We start from the raw sequence: 18,674 nt of genomic DNA, 5'->3' as shown, positions 1-18,674 counted from the left end.
CGCGGCCCCTCCTCGGTCGGCCGCCGCGCCGCCGGGACCCCGCACAGTCCCGACAGCGCGCCAAGGCGGCCGACGACAGCTCCGGGCTGCGGTGCCGCACAGGTTGAGGGTCCTGTGTCGGCGCCGTGGCCCGTAGTGCTGTCCGGACTCCTGCGCACTGCGACTCCCCGTGCTCTGCAGCTCCTCGGGCACCCCGGCCGGCAGCGCGAAGCCCGCCGAGGCCGCCGTCCACCTGGTCCCGCCGGCCGAAGACCGCCCGCGATCACCGGCGAGACGTTGTCCACCTAGTGCCGCACTAGGACGGGTTGTTGATCAACTGGTTGATCTGCGCGTCGGCCGCCTTGGTCGCCTGGTCCACCGACTGGCCGGCCAGGATGGCGCCGAGCATGTCGCCCAGCACGTTCTTCTTCTCCACCGCGCCCCAACCCGGGGCCACCGGGGTGAACCAGGCGTCGGGCACCGAGTTGGCCGCCGCCGCGGTCGCCGGCTTGTAGCGCAGCGGGTCGAGCTGGGTCAGGTTGTTCGGCAGGATGTTCTTGCTCGCCAGCAGGGCCTCGGACTTGGCGCTGGTGAAGAGCTTCACCCAGGCCGTGGCCGGCCCGCTCACCTGGGTCTTGGCGGTGATCGCCAGGTCGGAGCCGCCGATGAAGCTGGGCAGCGGCTTGCCGTTCGGGCCGGGGAAGGCGGCCACCTTGAGCGAGTCCTTGAGTGCGGGGTCGCCGCCCGGCGGCGTGACGGCGCTGGTCGCCTCCCAGGCGTTGCCGTAGATCGCCGCGGCCTGCTGCTTGCCCAGCACGTCGGACTGGTGCAGCTCGTTGACCGTCAGATCACCGTGGTTGTACCGCTTCACCAGGTCGATGAAGTGCGAGATGCCCTGCTGGGACTTCGGGTCCTCCAGGGTGCCGTGCCAGCTGCCGGTGGAGTCGAAGCGGGCGATCGTGCCGCCGTACGCGGCGACGTAGGACATCGCGGCGTACCAGTAGGGGCCCGGCAGGTAGAGCGGCGAGAAGGACTTGTCGCCCTTGTGGGCCGCCTGGAGCTTGTCGAGGGCCGCCGTCAGGTCGTCCTCGGTCGTGGGGAAGTCCGCGCTGCCGGTGGCCTGCTGGAACATCGCGGAGTTGTAGACGCCGACCCGGGCGCCCGCGTAGTAGGGCACGCAGAAAAGCTTGTCGTTGTAGGTGCAGGTGTTCTCCAGGCCGCGGATCCAGCTGTCCGAGTTCTCGTAGTCGCTCTTGTTCACCTGGGCCAGCGAGCCGTTCAGGATGTACTTCATGGTCTCGGTGTTGCCCAGTTCGACCACGTCCGGAGCCTTGCCCGAAGCGAGCGCGGCGTCCAGGTTGTTCACCTTGTCCGCCCAGGTCTGGTAGCTCAACTTGAGGGTGACACCCGGGTACTGGGCACCGAACTCGTCGTTGACCTGCTGCACCAGGTCGGGCCAGCTGTTCTCCGCGTCGTTCATCAGCCAGACGGTCAGCGTGCCGGTGACGGCCCTGGGGTCAACAGACGCGCTGGCCTTGGGACTTGTGCTGGTGCCGCAGCCGGCCGCGCTCGCGAGGAGCACGGTTGCGACGGACGCGGTGATGAACTGACGCTTCACGCTGTCCTCCTGGAATGGTCTGCCGCCATTGGTTCAGACCAGATTTCTGGAGCCTGGCCCAGGTCAATCCGGCTGTCAATGCCCTCCAGGGGACTCCCGGCGTGCCGTTGTGAATCTGTGTCTTAATCCTTGCTTAAGGCATGACAATTGACGTGCACTCAGAAGGCAAAAACGACAATTGGGCCCCGCGGTGGAGTAATTCCACCACGGGGCCCATTTGTTGAGCGGCGGTCAGAAAGTACCAGCGAGGCACGGCGGGCCTCGCAGAAAGTATCAGCGAGGCACGGCGAGCCTCAGGAGCGCACCGTCGGCTGACCGGTGAGCACCTCGACGGCGGCCAGGCCGCAGACCCGGGCGGCGCCGTGGGTGGCGATGTGCAGCGCGCCGACCGGCGCAGCCTGCGGCACCCCCATCTCCACCACCAGGGCGTCCGGGCGGGCGGCCAGCAGCCGGTGCACGGTCGCCGCCATCCACGCGTGCCGGTGCAGGTCGCGGACGACCAGCACCAGGCGGCGCCCGTCGGACTCGCCCAGCACCCGGTCGACCAGCGCGTCCAGCTGCCCGTCCGCGGCGTCGGCGGGGCCCGCGCTCAGCGCGCGGGTGCCCGGGAAGCGCTCGGCCAGCATGCCGGCCACGCCCCACGGGGTCTCGTCGCCCACCGCGATGTTGGCCTCGGGCGAGAACGAGGCCACGTACGGACGGTCCGTCACCGGCGTGAACGGCTGCGCCGGGTCGGCGGTCACCAGCAGCGCCCGGCGGGCGGCCCGCAGGCCGATCGACAGGTCCGGCTCGGTGGGCGCGGCCTGCCCTGCCTTTCCGTACCGGGCGAGTCGCGTCCAACTGCCCAGCGAGCGCACCCGCGCGGCGGCGTCGGCCAGCCGCTCCTCGGGGAGCCGGCCCGAACGGACCGCCTCCACGATCGCGTCCCGCAGCCGCAGCACGGTCTCCTCGTCGCAGAGCCCGCCGCCCACGCAGATCGCGTCGGCGCCGGCGGCCAGCGCCAGCACCGTGCCGTCCGCGATGCCGTAGGTGTTGGCGATCGCGCCCATCTCGATGGCGTCGGTGACGATCAGGCCCTCGTAGCCGAGCCCGCCGTCCTCCGGACGGCCGCGCAGCAGCCCGCCCAGCACGGCCCGGCTGAGCGTGGCCGGCCACACGGGGTCGACCGCCGGGAGCATGATGTGCGCGCTCATCAGGGCCTTGGCGCCGGCCTCGACGGCGGCCCGGAACGGCACCAGGTCGCGCGAGCGCAGCAGGTCCTCGTCCACGCCGATCATCGGCAGGCCGTGGTGCGAGTCGATCGCCGTGTCACCGTGGCCGGGGAAGTGCTTGGCGCAGGCGGCCACGCCCGCCGACTGCAGGCCCTCGACCCAGGCGGCGGTGTGCCGGGCGCACAGCTCGGGGTCGGCACCGAAGGAGCGCACGCCGATGATCGGGTTGCCCGGGTTGGAGTTGACGTCCGCCGAGGGAGCCCAGTTGTAGTTGATGCCGCAGGCGGCCAGCGCCCGGCCCAGCTCGCGGGCCACGTCGCGGGTCAGCGCCGGGTCGTCGATCTCGCCGAGGGCCAGGTTGCCCGGCCAGGAGGAGCCGTTGCCCACCTCCAGGCGGGTGACGTCGCCGCCCTCCTCGTCGATCGCGATCAGCAGGTCGGGGTTCTCCTGGCGCAACTGGGCGGTGAGCGCCGCCAGCTGGGCCTGGTCGGTGACGTTGCGCCCGAAGAGGGCCACCGAGCCGAGGCCGGCCGCCAGGTGGCGGCGGACCCACTCGGGCGGGGTGATGGTGCCCTCGAAGCCGGGCTGCAGGACGGTCATCGCGTCGCGGTGCAGCTGGTCGCTGTCCGGGATGCTCGGGATGAGGATGCTCATGGCGGCCGATCAGCCCTTCACTGCGCCGGCGGTCATCCCGCCGACAGCCTTGCGTTGGAGGAACAGGAAAATGACCAGGACCGGGATGGCGAACAGGGTGGAGGCGGCCATCGTGGCGCCCCAGTCGTCACCGAAGACGCTCTGGAACGAGGTCAGCCAGAGCGGCAGGGTCTGCGCGGTGCCGGGGCCGGTGGACTTCTCCAGGATCAGCGCGAGCGGCAGCTCGTTCCAGGCGGTGATGAAGCCGAACAGCGAGGTCGACATCAGGCCCGGGGCGAGCAGCGGGAAGACCACCTTCACGAAGGCCTGGAAACGGGTGCAGCCGTCCACCATCGCCGACTCCTCCAGCTCCTTGGGCACCGCGGCGATGAACCCGCGCAGCGTCCAGATCGTGAAGGGCAGCACCATCATCATGTAGAAGAGGGTCAGCGGGACCAGGCTGTCGAGCATGTCCTTGTCCCGGACGATCATGTAGACCGAGATCGTCATGACCTCCCAGGGCGCCATCTGGGCCAGCATGATCACCAGGACGAAGGCCTTGCGGCCGCGGAACCTCATCCGGGCGACGGCGAAGGAGGCCAGCGTGGCGATCACCAGCGAGGCCAGCACCGCGATGATCGTCACGGTGAAGCTGTTGCCGACCATCTCCCAGAACTGCGCGGCGCCGGTGGCGGCCTTGAAGTGGTCCAGCGTGCCGCTCAGCGGCAGGAAGACCGGGGTCTTGCTGATGATGTCCCGGTTCGCCTTGAAGGCCGTGATGAGCATCCAGTAGACCGGGAACACGAAGAAGACGAAGAGGACGGCCGCGATGATGTTCGGCCAGCTCCGTCCGATGAGCGAGCGCCTCACAGCTCGTCCTCCTGCTTCAGAATGATCCGGAAGTAGTACGCCATCATCACGCCGAGCATCAGGATGGTCAGCACGGCGATGGTCGAGGCGACTCCGTAGTGCTGGTTGCCGGTGCCCTGGATGTAGGCGTAGAGCGGCAGCGTGGCGGTCAGGCCGCCGGGGCCGCCCGCGTTGATGGCGAGCACCTGGGTGAAGGCCTTGAAGACCCAGATGACCTCGAGGAACGTGGTGCTGAGGAAGAACGGCTTGAGGCTGGGGTAGACCACGCACTGGAAGATCTTCCACGCGCCGGCGCCGTCCATCCGGGCCGCCTCGTAGAGCTCGGTCGGGATGGTGGTCAGGCCGGCGTACATGTTGAACGCCACGAACGGGATCGAGCCCCAGACGATCAGCAGGATGATCACGAAGAACGTGCCGGTCTGGGTGCTGTACCAGTTGTACTCGGCCATGGCGTGCCAGCCCAGCTTGTCCAGCAGCCAGTTGACCACGCCGTAGCGGGAGTCGAAGAGCCAGCTGAAGACGGTGGCGCTGGCCACGATGGGCATCGCCCAGGCGAGGATCAGACCGGCCTGGAGCAGGATCCGCATCTTCTTGCCGAGCCGGTTGAGCAGCATGCCGACCAGGGTGCCGCCGACCATGATCGCGACGACGTTGATCAGGGTGAACACCACCGAACGCTCGGTGGTGTGCCAGAAGTCAGGGTCGGTCAGCTGGTCCTTGTAGTTCTCGAACCCGTTCCACTCGGTCAGGTGGAGGATCAGCTGACGCTTGTTCAGGTTCTGGAACGACAGCTCGAAGGTCTTGATCAGCGGCCAGCCGAGCAGGGCCAGGGTGGCCACGATGGCGGGCAGGAGCAGCAGGTAGGGGGTACTGCGCGCCAGCAGGGTCGGACCGACCAGCGGTCTGACCCTGCTCGTGGCGACGTCGGCCGGGCTGCCCCCGGCACCGTTGCCTGGCTCCGGGGATCGAGTGGGCACCCGCTCCGATTGCACAGCCATCGTTCTCTCTTCCTCACACCTGGCCGGACAAGTGGCCATACAGACAGGGCGGCGGCGCCGCCCGCCCGCCCTCCGTGGTGGGGGCGGGCGGGCGACGCCGCTCGGGGACTACTGCTTCTGGCCGAGAAGCTTCGTCATGGTGTCGTCGTACTTCTTCGCGGTGGAGTCGTAGTCCGCACCCTGGAGGACCGCGGCGAGGAAGTCCTTGATCGGGTTCGGGGTGTTCTCCACGTTGGCCCAGTTCGGCGTGTTCGGGGTGGTGGAGCCGTTGGCCGAGGCCGGGATGGCGGCCTGGGCGAACGGGGTGGTGGCCAGCGAGTCCAGCGAGGTCTTGTTCGGGATCAGGCCGGCGGAGGCCATCTGGCCCTCGTACTTGTCCGACAGCATGATCTTCAGCAGACCCTTGGCCAGGTCGGGGTTCTTGGTGTCCTGGGCGATCGCCAGGTTCGAGCCGCCGAGGAAGACGCCGGACGGCTTGTCCGCGGTCTTGCCGGGGAGCGGGAAGTAGCCCACCTGGTCGGCCGGGATGTCCTTCGGGTCCGGGGCCTCCCAGCCCAGGCCGATCATGGCGCCCACGTCACCCTTGGAGAAGACGGTGGTCTGCTCCGGGGTGGCCTCGTCCTTGTCCTTCGGCGCGGTCGAGTAGCTCTGCAGCTTCTGGTAGGTCGCGAAGGCGTCCTTGGCCTCCGGCGACTCCAGGTTGCCGACCCAGGTCGAGCCGTTCTGCTTGGCGATCTGGCCGCCCTGGCCGGCGAGCAGGCCGAAGTAGGTGTACCACTCCTGGCCCGGCAGGTAGATCGGCTGGCTGACGCCCTGGGTGGCCTTCAGCTTGTCGAGGTCGCCGTAGAACTCGTCCAGCGTCTTCGGGGTGCCGGTGATGCCGGCCTTGGTCCACAGCGCCTTGTTGTAGATGACCACGCGGTTGGTGAAGTACCACGGGGCGGCGTACTGCTTGCCGTCCAGCACCGAGGAGGCGTTCAGGTTGGCGGCCCAGTCGTTGCCGCCGAGGTCGGCCTTGGCCGAGGTGAGGTCCAGCAGGCCGCCGCTGGCCGCGTAGCCGGCGGTCTGGGTGTTGCCGACCTCCAGCACGTCCACCGAGTTGTCGGACAGACCGGTGGTGACCTTCGCCCCGATGCCGTCCCACTTCTGGATCTGGATGTTGAGCTTGGCCCCCGGGTACTGGGACTCGAAGTCGGCCTTGACGCCGTCCTGCCAGGCCTGCGAGGCCGAACCGGACATGAGCCACGCGGTGATGGTCTTGCCGTTGTAGTTGGCCGGCTTGCCGCCCGCGCTGTCGTCCTTCTTGCTGGACGAGCCACACGCCGCGAGGCCGACGACCATGGCCGCGACGCCGACCGCCGCGATGAGCTGACGCTTCACGCCATCCTCCTGAGGGATGCCCGGGTGCCCCCCATCGGTGGCCGGCGGCATATCCCCGTAGAAGGGGAGGAATGGTGCCGCGAACCTTGAGATGGTCTGGGGATTCATGAGTTGGTCTGCAGTGGTGTAGACCAGATGCCTGGAGCTTGGCCTAGACCAATGGGCGTGTCAACGGGCCGAAGAGCAATCCGGACGAGCCGTTACCAAGCCGACACCGCTCATCGTTCATCGTGTGATGCGCTCCCCGTCGCCTGGGCATACGTGCAACGATGTGTGCCGTTAACGAGGCAGTGAGGGCCAGGAGGGCCTCACGAGGAGCGGAGAAGCGCCCATGAGCAGCGACGGGGGCAGCACGGCCCAGCTTCGGGCGGAGGAGCCCCAGGCGGAGCCGTCCGCCCAGGTGCCGGCGGGCGATCCCGCCGCGGCGCGGGTGCCCAAGTACTACGGACTGAAGCGCCACCTGCTCCAGCTCACCGAGACCCAGCCGGCCGGCACCCCGGTCCCGCCGGAGCGCGCGCTGGCCGCGCAGTTCGACACCTCGCGCACCACCGTGCGCCAGGCGCTCCAGGAACTGGTGGTGGAGGGCCGGCTGGAGCGGATCCAGGGCAAGGGCACCTTCGTGGCCAAGCCCAAGGTCGCCCAGGCGCTCCAGCTCACCTCCTACACGGAGGACATGCGCGCCCAGGGCCTGGAGCCCACCTCGCGGCTGATCGAGGTCGGCTACATCACCGCCGACGAGCACCTCGCCCCGCTGCTCGACATCAAGCCCGGCAGCCGGGTGCTGCGGATCGAGCGCCTGCGCCTGGCCAACGGCGACCCGATGGCCATCGAGGTGGCGCACCTGTCCGCCAAGCGGTTCCCCGCGCTGCGGCGCAACCTGGTCAAGCACAACTCGCTCTACGCCGCGCTGCGCGAGGTGTACGACGTGGTGGTGGCCGAGGCCGAGGAGACGATCGAGACCACGCTGGCCAACCCGCGCGAAGCCGGGCTGCTCGGCTCGGACCTCGGGTTGCCGATGCTGCAGCTGTCGCGGCACTCCTTCGACGCACAGGGGGCGCCGGTGGAGTGGGTGCGGTCGATCTACCGGGGGGACCGGTACAAGTTCATCACCCGGCTGCAGCGGCCGGGGCAGTAAGGGACGGCTCCTCGGTGATGGCGGTCCGGTGGGAACCGGACCGCCATCACCGTGCTCAGGTGCCGGCGCCGGCCGCGGGCTTGTTCGTCACCAGGCAGAGCACGTAGTTGTTGCCGGTCTCGTGGTGGGTGAACGACTTCTCGTAGTTCGGGTACTTGTCGCAGGCGGTCTCACCGTCGGTGGCGCCGTTGACCCGGCCCAGCACCTTGAGCTCGGCGCTCGGGTCGGAGCAGGGCAGCTGCTTGAGCGCCGGGCTGTCGTCGGTGCCGGTGTTGTGCAGGCAGTCGCCGGTCACGATGTCGAGCGGCAGCGGGGTGTGCAGGCCCGCGGTGGAGTTGAACGGCGAGTTGTCGTTGCTGTTCGTGCTGTGGCCGACCGCGGCGCCGAACACCACCAGGGCGAGGAACAGCGCGATCCCGGCCGCCGGCACGAGCAGCATCAGCGCCGCCGGGCGGCGAAGCAGCGGCTTGCCCGGGTCGAGCTGCGGTCCGAGCGGGCCGGGCGCGGCGGGCGGCAGGCGCTTGATCTTGTTGTGGGCGACCAGGTTGCGCAGCAGGGTGATCGGGGTCATCACCGAGGAGAGGTAGCCCCACCAGCCCTGGACGAGCGTGCGGGCCGACATGTGGCGGACCATCGCCGTGCCGCAGGTCCGGCAGAACGGGCCGGGCTGGCGGAGGAACCGCATGATGATGATCATGCCCTGGTGGCCGCGGACGGTCGTCTGCACGGCCGGGAAGCCGCCGCAGAACCGGCAGGTGAGGACGCCGGGCGGGGCGTAGGCGGGGGCGGGGGCGCCGTAGGGCTGCGCGCCGTAGGCGGGGGCGCCGTAGGCCGGGGCGGGCGCGCCGTAGGCCGGGGCGGGCGCGCCGTAGGCGGGCGCCGGGGCACCGTAGGCCGGGGCCGGGGCTGGGGCGCCGTAGGCGGGCGCGGGCGAACCGTACGCGGGGGCCGGGGCGCCGTAGGCCGGCGGCGCGCCGTACGGAGCGGGCTGCGGCTGCTGCGGCGGGGCGGCGGTGGCGTACGGGTTGGACTGCGGCGGCGGGTAGGGCGAACTCAAGGTGTGATTCCCCGTTGGTGGTGATGGCACCGGTCCCCGATCCGGCGTGCGTGGCCAGCGGGGTCGGGCGACCGGGACGACGCATGAAGATACCGCGTGGTCACCGCTCGTCACGAGCCGCGGGCGGGATTCGGGGCGGGCCGGTAGGGCCCACCAGCACCGGATCTGACTCGCCGTCGCCCTCGCCGGGACGGTGCCCTCGGGCTCCTCGGCGCTCACGACGGCCCGGTCCGCGCGTGGCGCGGGCAGGCACAGGCCGGCCACCGACGGACCCCGCAGGCCCGGCCCTCGCTCTCCCCACCCACTCCTTTGCCGCGTTCGTCGCGACCCTCAAGTCCGGCTCGCCCAGCGCCTCCTGAGGCGACGCTGCGACCCTCGTGCGCCCCTTGACCGTACCGGCGCTTCGGGAGACGGTGGCGCGCAACCGGGCGGGCGTACCCCGGACTCCGAGGGGGCTTGCGATGCCAGTGAAAGCGCCGGACTTCACCACACTGCTGCAGGGCGCACGGCGCACGGCGGCGCACCTGGAGCTGCGCGACAACTACCGCACCACCGGCGAGGCTCCCGGCGTGCAGCTGATCCGCGAGACCGCGGCGCGGGGCGTGGTGCTGCGCCGCGCCCGGATCACGGACGAGCCGGGAGCCGACGCCGCCACCCTGGCCGCCTCCTGCGCCGCCGGCGAGCTGGTCCGCTGGCTGCCGCGGACCAGGGCCTCGGGCATCGCGCTGCCGGGCAGGGACTTCTGGCTGATCGACACCCGCCTGGTGCTCTTCCACTGGTACGCCGACGACGGCGCGTGGGCCGGCCACCACTTCACCGGGGACCCCGGCGCCGTCAGGCTCTGCAGCGCGGCGTTCGAAGCGGTCTGGGCCCGGGCCCTTCCGCATGCGCCGGACCGTGCCGGTGGCACATCGCTCGGCCCGGCGCGCAGCACCTGGGAGCACCTGCACCCGTGACCGCCGCCGCGTGCCCTTGACCTTCCCCTTTGGGGAGGCCGCACAGTGGGCGGTGACCGGGCACCCCGCCCGGGGCGAGGAGGCGAGCCGACCATGGGCCTGATGAGCATCGGCGAGTTCGCGCACCTGTCGCGACTCTCCCCCAAGGCGCTGCGGCTCTACGACGAGCTCGGGCTGCTGGTGCCGGCCCGGGTGGACGCGGCGACCGGCTACCGCCGGTACGCGGACGCGCAGCTGGACCAGGCCCGCCTGGTCTCCTCGCTGCGCCGGCTCGGCGTCCCGCTGGCGCGGATCAAGGAGGTCCTCTCGCTGGAGCCGGCGTCGGCCGCCGAGGCGATCCGCGCCCACTGGGCCTGGAGCGAGGCCGAGCACGCCGCCCAGCGCGTCCTGGTGGCCCGCCTCGTCGACCGTCTTCACGGAGAGAAGCCCGCCATGTACGAGGTCACCGTCCGCGACATCCCCGAGCGCAGCCTGCTCAGCCGGATCAGCCGGGTCCACCAGGACGAGCTGGAGGAGGTGACCCGGGAGCTGTTCATCCGCCGTCTGCGGGGCGGCGGCGCGCCGCGGACCGAGGGGGTCGCCGGAGCACCGTTCATCGTCTACCACGGAGAGGTGAGCGGGGACAGCGACGGCCCGGTCGAGTGGTGCTGGCCCGTCCCCGCGGAGCGGGCCGAGGAGGTCGCCACCGGGTTCCCCGACCTCACGCTGCGCACCGAGCCCGCGCACCAGGAGGCGTTCGTCCGCCAGGACGCGCCGGGGCGGTGGGTCAGCAGCGCGCAGGCGGAAGTCGCCGTCGAGAGCCTGTACGCCTGGGCCGCCGACCGGCACCGCCGACCGTCCGGCGGGCTGCGGGGCGTGCTGGTCCCGGACCCGGCCGGCACGGGCGCCGGGCCGTACTGCGAGTTCGCGATCGCGCTGCGCTGAGCCGGCCGGGAGGCAGCGACGGCACGCACGGCGCCAGGCCCGTAACGTACCGCACCCCTGCCCCGGTTCACCCGAACCCGTCGTTTCGGGCACACACATGACGGATCGGTAGATATCTCGCAGAGCAACCCATCGATCACCCAATTGGTCTGGACCACGCCACCAGCCCCCGGTTAGGGTCGCTGTCGGAGGCCGCGCTGGAGCGCGGCTCCGTCCCCTCGCAACCCATCCGGCGGGCCCGTTCGCCCTGCGCGCGTCGACCGTGCCCGAAGCCGAGCCGTTGCGGAGCGGTCGAGCTTCTCGGCCACAGTCAATTCGAGCCTGGAGTGATGGCATGCCGACGTCTGACGACCGATATCTGCATCGAGCCGCTTCCTCCCTCCCGTACTTCAGCGCGGACGGCGAGGCCTACCTCACGCCCACCCCGCTGCGGGACCTCAAGAAGGTGCGCCCGCTGCGGGTGCTCTCCGAGGCGGACTTCGCGTTCTGGCAGACGTACGGCTACGTGGTGGTCAGGGAGGCGATCCCGGCCGAGGCGGCCCAGCAACTGCTGGACTTCGCCTGGGACTTCCAGGGGCTCGACCCGGACCGGCCGGAGACCTGGTACGAGGAGCAGAGCTTCCGCTCCGAGCTGGAGCAGGAGTTGCACGTCTACGGCTTCGTCGAGGCGTACCAGCACCAGCTGATCTGGGACAGCCGCCAGGCCCAGCGGGTCTACGACGCGTTCGTGGACGTGTGGGACTGCGAGGAGCTGTGGGTGACGCTGGACCGGCTCAACCTCAACCCGCCCAACGTCAGGACCCGCGACCGCGCCCTGATCGCACCCACCGACAAGGGCTTCGACATCGAGCTGCACTGGGACGTGGACTCCACGCTGAGCGTGCTGCCACAGCGGGTGCAGGGGATCATCGCGCTGAACGACACCCGCCCGGAGCTCGGCGGGTTCCAGTGCAACCCCGAGCTGTTCCGCCGCTTCGAGCAGTGGCGGATGGACCAGCCCGCCGACCGGGACCCGATCCGCCCCGCCGTCGACCGCGAGGAGTTCCCGGTGGTCCGGCCCGAGTTGAAGGCCGGCGACCTGCTGATCTGGAACGGCATGCTGGCGCACGGGGTGGCTCGCAACACCTCCGAGGACGGCGTCCGCTCGGTGCAGTACCTGTCCATGATGCCCGCGCTGGAGGAGGCCGAGGAGATGCGGCGCTCGCGGATCGAGTCGTGGCGCACGCTCTCCACGCCCACCTGGAACCGGACGCTGGTCGGCGACGCCAAGCGGCACGAGTCGCTGCGCTACGGCGCCGCCGAGCTGACCGGGCTGGGCGAGAAGCTGCTGGGTCTGCGGTCCTGGAACGCCACGGACGCCAAGCCCGCGGACATCGAGGCGTCGAGCGGGGGACGGTCATGCGACGCATCTGCCTGACCCTGCCCACCAACCGGGCCTGCGAGGCCACGATCTCGGCGATCCGCGAGGAAGCCCGGTACGCGGCAACGCACTTCGAGGTCGAGGTGCACCTGCTGATCCTGGACTCCTCGGACGAGCCGACCTTCGCCGTGCACGCCAAGGCGGTCGACGGGGCCGACCCGGTCCCGGGCGTCGTGGTGCACCACCTGGACGAGGCGGCCCAGCGGGACTTCCTGCAGCGGACGATCGAGCGCTCCGGCCTCGCGGAGCCCGAGCTGCTGCTCGACCTGATGCTGCCCGAGGGCGTCTCCTACGGGGCCTGCACCAACCGCGCCTTCCTGATCGCCGCCGCGCTCGGCTGTGCGTCGGTGCACCGCAGGGATTCCGACAGCGACTACCAACTCAGCGACGGCGAACCGGTCTTCCCGATCCTGCACGAGCTGCGCTCGCTGGGCAGGCGGGCCGGCGAGGCGGCCGATGGCGTCACCGAGAGCACGCTGGACCCGGCGCACGAGCACAAGCCCGTGGTCCTGGTGGGCAGTTCCTTCATCGGTGAACTCTCGGTGGACATCAGCGAGATCCAGCAGCTGGACCCGGAGGTCTACCACGACGTGGTCAGCCTGTGGGCACCGGAGCACTGGTCGGCCGAGCAGAAGCGGGAGTTGGTGGCGGAGTCGTTCCGCGGCGCCGGCACCGACCCGTTCACCGAGGACCTCGCCACGCTGGACATCGTCGACCCGATGCGGCTGGACATGTGCAACATCAGCTTCGCGCAGGTGCAGGAGCTGGTGCCGCTGCCGCCCGCGCGGGACACCATCGGCAGCGACTACTTCCTCATGCACCTGGTGCAGGACGCGAAGCTGCCGGGCGTGCTGCACAACCGGCACATCGTGAACTTCTACACCGGCGAGCGGCGCACCGACGCCGGATTCCTGGCCTACCAGCTGCGGTTCACCAAGTTCTTCCTGTCGATGCTCTACTTCAACGCCGTCTACGAGCAGCTGGCCGCGGCCGGCGAGAGCCTGCTGGACGACCGCCAGCAGGTGCGCCCGCGTGCGGTCGCCGCGATCGTGCGGGAGAGCGCCGGCCTGGACACCGCGGAGAACCTGCGGCGGCTGGCCGTCATCGACCGCTGCTACCGCCGGCTCGGCGGCCGGTACGCGCAGTTCGCCGACCTTCTGGCACCCCGCCACGACCAGCTGCTCGACGAGGCGCGGCTGGACATCGAGAACTTCGCTCTGCTGATCGAGGCCTGGGAGCCGCTGATCCGGGCGAGCAGGGCCACGAGCGTCCATCCGCTGCCCCGGTAGCCCGAGTCGGACCCGGACCATCACCATGACGCACACCAATACCCGGCTGCGCGCTGCCCTGGCAGCCGCCACCGAGGACCAACTCGTCTACGACCTCGCCGGAATCCAGGACCAGTACGCAACGCTGCAGCGGGAGTTGCCCGAGGTGGCGATCCGCTTCGCCATGAAGGCCTGCCCGGTGGACGAGGTGCTCACCGCACTGGCCCGGCAGGGCGCCGGCTTCGACGCGGCGAGCCCGAGCGAGATCGAGCAGGCGCTCGGCACCGGCGTGCCGGTCGAACGGATCCACTACGGCAACACCATCAAGTCCGACCGGAACATCGCCGACGCCTACCGGCTCGGCGTCCGGGACTTCGCCACCGACAGCCTGCCGGACGTGGCGGCGATCGCCGCCAACGCGCCGGGCGCCCGGGTGTTCTGCCGACTGGCCACCAGTGGAGAAGGGGCGCTCTGGGGCCTGAGCCGGAAGTTCGGCTGCTCGGCCGAGGACGCGGTGCTGGTGCTGGCGGCGGCGCAGGCGGCGGGTCTGACGCCGGCCGGGGTGTCCGTGCACGTCGGCTCGCAGCAGATGACGGCCGAGGCCTGGCGCGACACCTTCGAGCAACTCGCGGACGTGATCGAGGAACTGGGTCGGCACGGGATCCGCCTCGCGCACGTCAACCTCGGCGGCGGCCTGCCCGCGCTCGGCTACCGCGACCGGCGCGGCACCCGGCTGGACCCGCCGCTGGAGAAGATCTTCACCGCGATCCGCGAGGGCATGCAGCGACTGCGGGCGGTGGCCGGCTCCTGCGGCGGCGCCCCGCTGCACTTCCTGATGGAACCCGGGCGCTACCTGGTCGCCGACCACGGCGCGATCCGGGCGCACGTCTACCGGCTCTCCGCGCGGCAGCAACTCGACGGGGAGCGGCAGTACTGGCTCTACCTGAGCTGCGGGAAGTTCAACGGGCTCTACGAGATGGACCAGTTGCAGTACCAGCTGGAGTTTCCCTCGCACCCGCAGGCGACGGACGCGGACCACGTGCCCGCCGTGGTCGCCGGCCCCACCTGCGACAGCGACGACGCCTACCCGCACGAGGACGACCTGGTGCGGGTGCCGAGGGCCGTCGAGTCCGGGGAGCCGGTCTGGATCTTCTCCTGCGGCGCCTACGCCACCAGCTACATGACCCAGGGCTTCAACGGGTTCAGCCCGGTGCCCTACACCCTCCTCCCAGGCGAAGGTCCCGACCGATGAACCAGGACATCCGCATCCGGCCGATCCACGACGGCGACTGGGACGCGATCGTCGCACTGGAGGCCGCCACCTACACCGACGGCGAACTCTCGGAGGAGCGAGCCGCGTTGGAGTCCCGGGGCCGGGTCGCGCCCGGCACCAGCTTCGTGCTGGAGCGCGAACGGCGTTTGCTGGGCTACGTGTTGGCGCTGCCCTACCCGGTGGACCGCTACCCGGACCTGAGCCGGGCGGAGCACCGCGCCCACCGGTCGCGCAACCTGCACCTGCACGACCTCGTCATCGCCCCGGGTGCGCGTGGCCGGCGGCTGGGCACCCGGCTGCTGGCCCACCTCACCGCGACGGCCGCGGCCAAGGGCTACGAGCGGATCTCGCTGGTCGCCGTCGGCGGGGCGCACACCTTCTGGGCCGCGCACGGCTTCGCCGCCCACCCCGGGATCGCGCTCCCAACGGGGTACGGCCCGGACGCGCACTACATGTCCAGCACGGTGCCCGAGCACCCGTCCGGCACGGTGCCCGGGCACCGGAGCGAGGAGTCGAAGCCCGTCAGCGACCTGTCCCCCGGGTCACCCTCAGAAGACGAAGTAGGCTGATTTCAGATGTTCCGCGCCCGCGATCCGTTCCGCCGCTCCCAACTGGCGATCGCCGCACTGTTCTGCTTCCTCGGGTTCCAGTACGGCACTTGGGCCTCGCGGATCCCCACCATCAAGGCGCACCTGGGCCTGAGCGCGGCCGAGGTGGGTCTGCTGCTGATGGCCACCGGCGTGGGCGCCGCCGCCTCGTTCCCGCTGGTCGCGCTGCTGATGAGGCGCCTGGGCTCGCGGCGGCTGTCCGTCCTGTCGGCGCTCTGCCTCGGGGTGATCCTGCTGGCGATGGCCGGGCTGCCGAACTATCCCGTCGCCCTGCTGGTCATGCTCTGCGACGGCGTCGCCGTCGGGGCGCTGAACGTCGCGATGAACGCGCAGGGGGCGGCGCTCGAAGTCCGGTACGAGCGGACCACGATGACCAAGCTGCACGCCACCTTCAGCGCCGGTTCGCTCTGCGCGGCGCTGCTCGCCTCCGCAGTGAACGCCTTCACCACCGCCCTGGTGGCGCACTTCGCGGTGGCCGCCGTCCTGCTGCTCCTGCTGGTCGGCTACGCCCGCGCCGACCTGCTGACGGAGGACCAGCAGTCGGCCGCGGAGAAGACGGAGAAGAAGAGCCGCCGCCGGTTCGCCCTGCCCGCGCGCCTGACGCTGTGGATGGGCCTGGCGATGGCGTTCGGCACGGTGACCGAGGGCGCCATGAACGACTGGTCGGCGCTCTACCTGAAGGACGTCGCCAAGGCGGCGGCCTCGTCGGCGCCACTGGGCATCGCGGTCGTCTCGGTGATGATGGTGCTGGCCCGGATCTTCGCCGACGGCTGGCGCGAGCGGGTGGGCGACGCGCGGATCGTGCGGGTCGGCAGCGCAATTGCCGGCGTCGGCCTGGCGCTGGCCCTGCTGGTCGGCGGCGTGCTGCCGGCGCTGATCGGCTTCGCCTGCGTGGGCCTGGGCATCGCCGCCGTCACACCGTGCGTCTACGTGGCCGCGGCCCGGCAGGGCTCGGACTCGCTCACCCTGGTCGCCACCATGGGCACGGTCGGCCTGCTGGCCGGGCCGGCCACGATCGGCTTCATCGCGAGTGCGAGCGGCCTGGTCTGGGGCATGGGCGCGGTCGCCTGCGCCGCGCTGCTGGTCTCCCTGTGCAGCACGCAGATCCCCTGGCCGCCCCGCGCCGAGGCCGCCGCCGAGGCACCGGCCGAGGCGCCCGCCGCAGCCTGACGCGACGGCACCCGGCGGCCGACGAACGGACCGAGGCCGGTGCGGGCTGCTCCCCTGTGACAGCCCGTACCGGCCTTCGCCGTTCCCCGCGTTCAGGCCGCCGCCGGCTCCCCCGCGGCGACCGCCGCCAGGGCCTGCTCGATCGAGCGGTTGCTGGTGAGCGTCAGGCTGAACACCGCGGTGGCCGCCAGCATCACCGCGCCGGCCAGGAACGGCGCGCGCAGCCCCTCGGAGCGGGCCAGCCAGCCGCCGAGCAGGGCGCCCAGCGGGGCCGCGCCGACCGAGAGCAGCCGCCGGGCCGCGCCGACCCGGCCGGCCAGCTCCGCCGGGATCAGGGCCTGCCCGACGGACGGCCCGAGCACCATGGTGGCCGCCATCGCGGCGCCCAGCAGGGCCAGCGCCGCGCCGCCCAGGAACGGGTTGCCGGACAGTCCGAAGCCGAGCAGCGCCGCCCCTTCGAGCAGCGCGGTCGCGGTCAGCGCGCCGCCGGTGCCCAGCAGCGAGCCCAGCCGCCCGGCCAGCGCGGCACCGAGCAGGCCGCCGACCGCCTGGCTGGCGAGCAGCAGGCCGAAGCCGAAGTCGCCCAGGTGCAGCAGCTGGTGGGCGAAGAGCACCAGCACCGCGTCCGCCCCGACGAAGGCGAGGTTGCCGATCGCCGGCCGCAGCGCCAGGCCGAGCAGCACCTTGTGGCGCACCAGGCAGCCGACGCCGGCCCTGGCCTCGCGCCAGAGCGAGGGGCCGTCCGCGGTCTTCTCGCGCACCGGCGCCGGCCGGGCCGTGCTGTCGCCGCCCGGCAGGCTGCGGATCAGCAGCGAGCTGGCCAGGAAGGAGAGCGCGTCCAGGCCGAACGGGAAGGCGCGGCCGAGGGTGAAGAGCAGGCTGCCGGCCGGCGGGCCGGCGAAGTCGGCGAAGACCGTGGTGGTGCCCTGCTGGCGGGCGTTGGCCTGCTGGAGCAGCGTCATGTCCCGGCGCAGCAGCTGCGGCAGGTAGGCCGAGCCGGCGGTGTCGAAGAGGATCTGGCCGATGCCGAGCAGGAAGGCCACCGCGATCAGCAGCGGGATGCTCAGCCGGTGCAGGACGGCGGCGGCGACCGGGACGGCGAGCAGCACGGCCCGGGCCAGGTCGGTCAGCCACATGGTGCGCCGGCGGTCCCAGCGGTCCACCAGCGCGCCGCCGAGCAGGCCGAAGAAGAACCAGGGCAGCAGCGCGGCCGAGGTCACCAGGCCCAGCAGCACCGGGTCGTGGGTCATGGTGGCGGCGAGCAGCGGCAGCGCGGCGTAGTAGACGCCGTCGCCGAGCGAGGAGGACGCCGAGGCGGCCCACAGGCGGTGGAAGGCGGGCGGCAGCTTCGGCGCGGCGGCCGGGCTCCCGGGCGAGGCGACGGGCTCGGCGGTGGACGAGGCGACGGGCCCGGCGGTCGACTGGGCGGGCCCGGCGGTCGTCGAGGCGGTCGGCTCGGCTATCGGTTCGGTGACGCTCATGTCGGTTCCCCCGGTCTGAAGAAGGCAATGGCAAGAGTGGCGTCCGGCTCGGCGGGGTCGCCGGCGGCGCGCATCTCCCGGACGAGCGCGGTGAGGCGGGCGGTGAACTCCTCGTAGGCCGCCTCGCTGAGCCGCAGGTGGGTGAGCGAGACCGCGCGCGGCCCGGGCGGCGCGGCCTCCAGGTCGGCGACCATGTGGCGCATCAGGATGTCCGGTTCGCCGGGTGCGGGGTCGGGCAGCTCGATGCCGCGCGAGGTGCGGCCGTAGTACCGCTCGGTGACACCGCGCACCTTGTTGGTGCTGACCACCTCGACCAGGCCCGCCCGCTCCAGCAGCCGCAGGTGGTAGCTGGAACTGCCCTTGGCCAGCTCCAGCTGCTGGGCCACCTGGGTGATCGTGGCCGGTCCGTCCCGCAGCAGCCCGAGGATCCGATGGCGCGTCACGTTGTTGATCGCGCGCAGCTGTTCGTCGGTGGTCAGCTTCACCGTGCCCTCGGGCACGGCGGGGAAGGCGTTCCCGGACGCGGTGGGCGCTGCGGCGGGCCGGTCGGCGCTGGGGTCGTCGCTCATGGGCACTATGGTCAACGCTTCTTGACCATAAGTCAACGGTTCTTGACCATTCATCGCCCCCCGGACCTGACGCATCGCCCGATCGCCGGTCCATTCACCGAGATTGCCGGTCTTTCCTGGTGAC

Annotated in this window: 16 protein-coding genes; 8 read left to right on the top strand and 8 right to left on the bottom strand. The window is 71.4% G+C overall.

Going from position 1 to position 18,674, the window contains the following annotated elements; all coding sequences use genetic code 11:
* Nucleotides 1-295: 295 nt before the first annotated feature.
* The 5 genes from OG294_RS25655 to OG294_RS25635 all read right to left on the bottom strand — a co-directional run bounded on the left by OG294_RS25655 (nt 296) and on the right by OG294_RS25635 (nt 6,689).
* Complete coding sequence (locus tag OG294_RS25655; protein ID WP_327068899.1) at nt 296-1,597, bottom strand: extracellular solute-binding protein; 1,302 nt, start codon at nt 1,595-1,597, stop codon at nt 296-298.
* A gap of 293 nt (nt 1,598-1,890) precedes the next feature.
* Nucleotides 1,891-3,462: a glycoside hydrolase family 3 protein gene (locus OG294_RS25650; RefSeq protein WP_327068898.1), complete on the bottom strand. Its 1,572-nt coding sequence runs from the start codon at nt 3,460-3,462 to the stop codon at nt 1,891-1,893.
* Nucleotides 3,463-3,471: 9 nt separating this feature from the next.
* Entirely contained in the window at nt 3,472-4,311 is an 840-nt protein-coding gene (locus tag OG294_RS25645) for a carbohydrate ABC transporter permease (RefSeq protein WP_327068897.1), read from the bottom strand.
* Complete coding sequence (locus OG294_RS25640) at nt 4,308-5,309, bottom strand: carbohydrate ABC transporter permease (protein ID WP_327068896.1); 1,002 nt, start codon at nt 5,307-5,309, stop codon at nt 4,308-4,310. The genes OG294_RS25645 and OG294_RS25640 overlap by 4 nt, the downstream gene beginning before the upstream one ends.
* Before the next feature lie 108 nt (nt 5,310-5,417).
* On the bottom strand, nt 5,418-6,689 hold the full coding sequence (locus OG294_RS25635; protein ID WP_327068895.1) for an extracellular solute-binding protein: 1,272 nt from the start codon (nt 6,687-6,689) through the stop codon (nt 5,418-5,420).
* A gap of 331 nt (nt 6,690-7,020) precedes the next feature.
* Here OG294_RS25635 and OG294_RS25630 point away from each other — a divergent pair, with 331 nt between their 5' ends.
* Entirely contained in the window at nt 7,021-7,824 is an 804-nt protein-coding gene (locus OG294_RS25630) for a GntR family transcriptional regulator (protein ID WP_327068894.1), read from the top strand.
* A 55-nt stretch (nt 7,825-7,879) separates the two neighbouring features.
* Here the strand turns inward: OG294_RS25630 and OG294_RS25625 are convergent, their stop codons facing one another.
* Nucleotides 7,880-8,881 (bottom strand): LppU/SCO3897 family protein, encoded by a 1,002-nt coding sequence (locus OG294_RS25625; protein WP_327068893.1) that lies wholly within the window; start codon nt 8,879-8,881, stop codon nt 7,880-7,882.
* Between the two features lie 461 nt (nt 8,882-9,342).
* On the opposite strand from OG294_RS25625, the gene OG294_RS25620 reads away from it, so the two are divergent.
* The 7 genes from OG294_RS25620 (at nt 9,343) to OG294_RS25590 (ending at nt 16,500) form a co-directional block, all read left to right on the top strand.
* Complete coding sequence (locus OG294_RS25620) at nt 9,343-9,837, top strand: DUF6879 family protein (protein WP_327068892.1); 495 nt, start codon at nt 9,343-9,345, stop codon at nt 9,835-9,837.
* Between the two features lie 93 nt (nt 9,838-9,930).
* Complete coding sequence (locus OG294_RS25615; protein ID WP_327068891.1) at nt 9,931-10,761, top strand: MerR family transcriptional regulator; 831 nt, start codon at nt 9,931-9,933, stop codon at nt 10,759-10,761.
* A gap of 334 nt (nt 10,762-11,095) precedes the next feature.
* Entirely contained in the window at nt 11,096-12,178 is a 1,083-nt protein-coding gene (locus OG294_RS25610; RefSeq protein ID WP_327068890.1) for a phytanoyl-CoA dioxygenase family protein, read from the top strand.
* A complete protein-coding gene (locus tag OG294_RS25605; RefSeq protein WP_327068889.1) occupies nt 12,160-13,470 on the top strand; it encodes a DUF6271 family protein in 1,311 nt (436 codons plus the stop codon). Before OG294_RS25610 ends, OG294_RS25605 begins: the two co-directional genes overlap by 19 nt.
* Nucleotides 13,471-13,495: 25 nt before the next feature.
* A complete protein-coding gene (locus OG294_RS25600; RefSeq protein WP_327068888.1) occupies nt 13,496-14,701 on the top strand; it encodes a type III PLP-dependent enzyme in 1,206 nt (401 codons plus the stop codon).
* Nucleotides 14,698-15,291, top strand: a complete 594-nt coding sequence (locus OG294_RS25595) for a GNAT family N-acetyltransferase (protein WP_327068887.1) — start codon at nt 14,698-14,700, stop codon at nt 15,289-15,291. Before OG294_RS25600 ends, OG294_RS25595 begins: the two co-directional genes overlap by 4 nt.
* Nucleotides 15,292-15,297: 6 nt before the next feature.
* Nucleotides 15,298-16,500, top strand: a complete 1,203-nt coding sequence (locus tag OG294_RS25590) for an MFS transporter (protein WP_327068886.1) — start codon at nt 15,298-15,300, stop codon at nt 16,498-16,500.
* A 92-nt stretch (nt 16,501-16,592) separates the two neighbouring features.
* Here the strand turns inward: OG294_RS25590 and OG294_RS25585 are convergent, their stop codons facing one another.
* Together OG294_RS25585 and OG294_RS25580 are read right to left on the bottom strand one after the other, a co-directional pair.
* Nucleotides 16,593-17,981 (bottom strand): MFS transporter, encoded by a 1,389-nt coding sequence (locus OG294_RS25585; RefSeq protein ID WP_327068885.1) that lies wholly within the window; start codon nt 17,979-17,981, stop codon nt 16,593-16,595.
* Nucleotides 17,978-18,550: an ArsR/SmtB family transcription factor gene (locus OG294_RS25580; RefSeq protein WP_327068884.1), complete on the bottom strand. Its 573-nt coding sequence runs from the start codon at nt 18,548-18,550 to the stop codon at nt 17,978-17,980. Before OG294_RS25580 ends, OG294_RS25585 begins: the two co-directional genes overlap by 4 nt.
* Between the last annotated feature and the right edge of the window lie 124 nt (nt 18,551-18,674).

It is taken from the genome of Kitasatospora sp. NBC_01302 (assembly GCF_035976515.1).
Taxonomy (GTDB): domain Bacteria; phylum Actinomycetota; class Actinomycetes; order Streptomycetales; family Streptomycetaceae; genus Kitasatospora.
The sequence above is the reverse complement of the archived record's forward strand: the minus strand, read 5'-3'. Positions and strand labels throughout refer to the sequence as shown.

Excerpts from the sequence above, each read along its gene's own strand:
- OG294_RS25650 (WP_327068898.1), bottom strand. The coding sequence starts at position 3,462 with ATGAGCATCCTCATCCCGAGCATCCCGGACAGCGACCAGCTGCACCGC.
- OG294_RS25640 (WP_327068896.1), bottom strand. The coding sequence starts at position 5,309 with ATGGCTGTGCAATCGGAGCGGGTGCCCACTCGATCCCCGGAGCCAGGC.
- OG294_RS25630 (WP_327068894.1), top strand. The coding sequence starts at position 7,021 with ATGAGCAGCGACGGGGGCAGCACGGCCCAGCTTCGGGCGGAGGAGCCC.
- OG294_RS25620 (WP_327068892.1), top strand. The coding sequence starts at position 9,343 with ATGCCAGTGAAAGCGCCGGACTTCACCACACTGCTGCAGGGCGCACGG.
- OG294_RS25615 (WP_327068891.1), top strand. The coding sequence starts at position 9,931 with ATGGGCCTGATGAGCATCGGCGAGTTCGCGCACCTGTCGCGACTCTCC.
- OG294_RS25610 (WP_327068890.1), top strand. The coding sequence starts at position 11,096 with ATGCCGACGTCTGACGACCGATATCTGCATCGAGCCGCTTCCTCCCTC.
- OG294_RS25605 (WP_327068889.1), top strand. The coding sequence starts at position 12,160 with ATGCGACGCATCTGCCTGACCCTGCCCACCAACCGGGCCTGCGAGGCC.
- OG294_RS25600 (WP_327068888.1), top strand. The coding sequence starts at position 13,496 with ATGACGCACACCAATACCCGGCTGCGCGCTGCCCTGGCAGCCGCCACC.
- OG294_RS25595 (WP_327068887.1), top strand. The coding sequence starts at position 14,698 with ATGAACCAGGACATCCGCATCCGGCCGATCCACGACGGCGACTGGGAC.
- OG294_RS25590 (WP_327068886.1), top strand. The coding sequence starts at position 15,298 with ATGTTCCGCGCCCGCGATCCGTTCCGCCGCTCCCAACTGGCGATCGCC.
- OG294_RS25585 (WP_327068885.1), bottom strand. The coding sequence starts at position 17,981 with ATGAGCGTCACCGAACCGATAGCCGAGCCGACCGCCTCGACGACCGCC.
- OG294_RS25580 (WP_327068884.1), bottom strand. The coding sequence starts at position 18,550 with ATGAGCGACGACCCCAGCGCCGACCGGCCCGCCGCAGCGCCCACCGCG.